The following is a 3,874-nucleotide window of genomic DNA, read 5'->3' as shown; positions in this document are numbered from 1 at the left end:
GATTTTTTCTTTCTTAGCTGCCTTCATTGGTTTCGATTTCGTGTATGAAATGACAACCTATTTCAGGACGACACATCTCGATCCACCTTCACACTCGTATCCTGCATACAATAAAAAGAGCAAAACAGCAAAGTGTTAACTGGGGATAAACCTAAAGCATGCGTTACCAGGCAATCGCTCTCGCGATCACCCTACAAAAAGTCGATGCATCCGGTATTACTGATCACATTGAGACACTGAGACTCCATGGATTTGACCATCCTCACGTGCACAGAGCCTCCTTGCCCGCTCCTATTGCCTAATCCAGGTTTAATTTTACACGAAAATCTTCCGCTCATTTAACGCTTATTTCACGTTGGTTTTGAGATGATGGATCACGTCTTCATATTCGGAGAGCAATAACTTGGTCACGCGGATCGGGTCTCGACCGGATTGAAGCACATTTAAAAATGCTTACAAAAATGATCCCCTTGATCGCAGTCTGCATCGCAGGCTTTCTCTCAATCGCTCATGGAGCCAAGAAAAACGATGCGGCTTCACAGCCAAATATTGTCGAAATCGCTGCTTCGAATGCTGACTTCAGCACCCTGGTCGCCGCAGTTAAAGCTGCAGGGCTAGTAGATGTGCTTTCGGGCGAGAGCGAATTCACGGTGTTTGCACCGACAAATGCGGCCTTTGACGCCCTACCCGCAAAGACCTTGGAGTCACTCTTGAAACCAGAGAACAAAGATATGTTGGTCTCCATACTCACCTATCACGTGGTTCCAGGTACTGTGCCCGCTTCCGCTGTGAAGACGATGCCCGTAAAAACAGTCAACGGGCAAGCAGCTCAGCTCAAGGTATCACGCGGCACCATAACCATAGATAATGCAAACGTGGTAAAGACAGATATCATGGCAGCCAATGGCGTAATTCACGTCATCGATTCAGTCATCTTACCCGAGGTAGCCATCAACTGAATAAACTAAGCGGGCCGTACGGAACCTGCAGGATAGGTTAAGAATCTATCTACAAGCCTTGGTTTCCGTGGCCCGCATTACCCTAAAGAAAAACGATGAGACTGAACTTTTTTATAAATTACATTCGAATGTCTTTTTTGACGTTCGCCTGCTCGGGTCTAGCTATTTCAACTCATGCACAGACTTGGACTGACCGCCTGTAAGTTGATGTATTCGGTGGGTTTTCCACTCTATCAGATACGAGTTTCGAGGATAGCAATACCACGGAAGCGGAGTTTTCGGGGGGGACGCTATTCGGAATCGGACTCGGTTACGAGATTGACGCGAATTGGGCGGTGGAACTGGAGTTCTTTTACCGAACAAACGATGCAGACTCTCTCAGTGGTGGAACCTACGGGGCTCTCGAAGAAAGCGACTACGCCTCGACGAACCTGATGCTAAATGCAGTTTATAGCTTTTCGAAAAAGAACGGTACACCGCTATGGGGAAAAGTCACTCCGTTCGTCGGTCTAGGCATTGGGTTTCTCCAAGAAGTGGATGTAGACTTTACAGTAGATGGGTTGGAGCGATCCTTTAGTGACTCATTGGTGCCGACTGCTCAAATCATGGGGGGTCTCGAATACTTTTGGGACAAACGATGGTCACTCTTTATCGAAGGTCGCTATCAGTTAGCTAGCTCCGTAGACTTATCTCCAGAAACCAATCAGGGATCCACTCTCGGTGCGGACTACGATAGTACGAGTTTTCTGACTGGTATACGTTTTCGCTTCTAGCAGATTAAACCACCTATCATGGCAAATCATCCAGCTTCCAAACCGATACTTCTTCTGGAAGACGACTCTGACCTGGCGGCAAATATCGTCGACTTTCTGGAGCTTAAGGGATGGCTGGTTGATTATGCCCCCACCGGGGCCTTGGCCCTACACAAAGTATTATCCGAGAGTTTCAGTGCAGCGATATTCGATATCAATGTTCCTGGCATTGACGGCATAGACCTCTGCGAACGGATACGCGCATCGACTGCCAGCAGCTTACCCATCATTATACTCACTGCTGCAGACCAAATCGAACAACGCCTGTCATCATTTCAAGCAGGCGCTGACGACTACATGCCAAAACCATTTTCACTGGATGAACTCGAGGCTCGTCTCAACGCCTTGGTACGGCGGTCCAAAGGAGGCACCCCACCTTTCGAGAACATCCTGAGCTTTGGAGATATTTCAATCAACTTGGCTACCCGTGAAGTCACCCACCAGAGCAGACCCCTGCAACTCACACGCATGGGCTATCAGCTCCTAAAACTGATTATCCAAGAAGCGCCAAGGGTCGTCGAACGCGATGAGATTGAGCGCGTGTTATGGCATGGGCTACCTCCTGCCAGTGACGCCCTGCGCTCACACGTGGCTTCCTTGCGCACCGCATTAAATGCGCCCCACTCCCAAGTCGAACTTGTGACGCATCGTGGCGTCGGATATCAGATTAAAGAAAGTCGAAGCACACTTGAGTAAGGTAGAGCTGTTAAAGTCTATTGTCCCTCGGACTCGCTTACAGAAGAGGATCTACCGCCTGCTCGTTGGCTTGGTGGTCTCTTTAACTATTTTGGGCTCCATAGCTGTGTGGCTTATAATCGCCGTTATGGAAGACGCCACACTCGATCGCTTTATCATGCGCACCATCGATCAAGTGATTTTCTACCGAGATCATCCACTGGTCTCCCAACAGTCCCTCTTCATCGCGAATTCAAAAGATGAACTCATCGGCGAGCATGGTGCAGCCGCATGGCCCCAAACCCCCGGCTTGCATACATTTTTTGCGGACGACGCAGGACGCAACGTTTTGTTCGGCGATTCGTGGTCAGATCGCTGGGATCGATGGGTCGCGAATCCACGGGAGCGAGAATATAGGTTGTGGTATGAGCCTGCCAACGCAACCAGCCCAGAATTGTGGATCATTTTAGATTTAGAATTCAGCGAATTTACTGAAAAGGAATCTGGGACGATCACACAGTTTTTTTTCGCATATTTAACAGCTATTGTGATAGGCGCATTCATATCAGGGTATATAATAATTCGGTGGGCTATATCTCCTATACAAACCCTCACCATGCGCGTACGAAATCGTACGAAATCCACAACAGAAGTGTCCTCACACACAGACCCCTATAAAGAAGATGAGATCAAGTTTTTAGAGTGTGTTATAGATGACTATGCGCACTCACTCGAACGCTCATTAGAGAGAGAAAAAGCTTTTATTTCCGACTGCAGTCACGAATTGCGGACTCCGATTACTATCCTGAATAGCGCCCTTACTCTTGAAAAAGAGCTAAAACCATCGGACACCGAGAGACGGAAATCAGTCATGCAACGCATCGCACGTAGCGGCTTACGCATGGAGCGTCTTGTGAATGCATTCTTGATTTTAGCACGCAGCCAGGCTCATCGACCTAATGTCACAGAAGAATGGATACTGAGGCAACTCGTGGACGAGGTCATCGAAGAAATCCAGGTCCTGCACCCGACAAAAGAGATCCAGCTATGCATCGACATACCAGATACATACCAGTGCCAGCACCAAAGAGAATCCCTCTTCTGCATTTGTCATAACTTGATAAATAACTCCTTCTCTCATCTTGAAGAAGGCTCATTAACGATACGACTACTTTCTATTGAGGGCGAATCATTTGACCTAGACTTCATCGATAAGGGAATTAGCCCCGATTCGCCCTCAAAAACGGGCGCGGGTATTGGACTGTCCCTCGTTCAGAGGCTTTGCGACAAAGAAGGTTGGAAACTTAAGAAAATAAACACCACCCAGGGCACTCACTATCGGCTTAGAATTGTTTATTACTCCGCTAATGCAAAAGGTGACTTCATGCGGCGTATTTGGCATGTGGGTGTTGGAAGCATGAAATGATC

3 protein-coding genes and 1 pseudogene are annotated in these 3,874 nt (G+C 47.9%); all 4 read left to right on the top strand.

The window, feature by feature from the left end; translation table 11 throughout:
• The first annotated feature begins 449 nt into the window (after positions 1-449).
• Complete coding sequence (locus HRU10_15105; GenBank protein NRA28560.1) at positions 450-959, top strand: fasciclin domain-containing protein; 510 nt, start codon at positions 450-452, stop codon at positions 957-959.
• A gap of 233 nt (positions 960-1,192) precedes the next feature.
• A pseudogene (locus HRU10_15100) lies at positions 1,193-1,732 on the top strand (outer membrane beta-barrel protein).
• Positions 1,733-1,750: 18 nt separating this feature from the next.
• Positions 1,751-2,467 carry a response regulator transcription factor gene (locus tag HRU10_15095; GenBank protein ID NRA28559.1) on the top strand — a complete coding sequence of 239 codons (717 nt, stop codon included), beginning with the start codon at positions 1,751-1,753 and terminating at the stop codon, positions 2,465-2,467.
• Positions 2,460-3,872, top strand: a complete 1,413-nt coding sequence (locus HRU10_15090) for a HAMP domain-containing histidine kinase (GenBank protein ID NRA28558.1) — start codon at positions 2,460-2,462, stop codon at positions 3,870-3,872. The genes HRU10_15095 and HRU10_15090 overlap by 8 nt, the downstream gene beginning before the upstream one ends.
• Positions 3,873-3,874 lie beyond the last annotated feature (2 nt).

This window comes from Opitutales bacterium, from assembly GCA_013215165.1.
GTDB lineage: Bacteria > Verrucomicrobiota > Verrucomicrobiia > Opitutales > JABSRG01 > JABSRG01.
The sequence above is the reverse complement of the archived record's forward strand: the minus strand, read 5'-3'. Positions and strand labels throughout refer to the sequence as shown.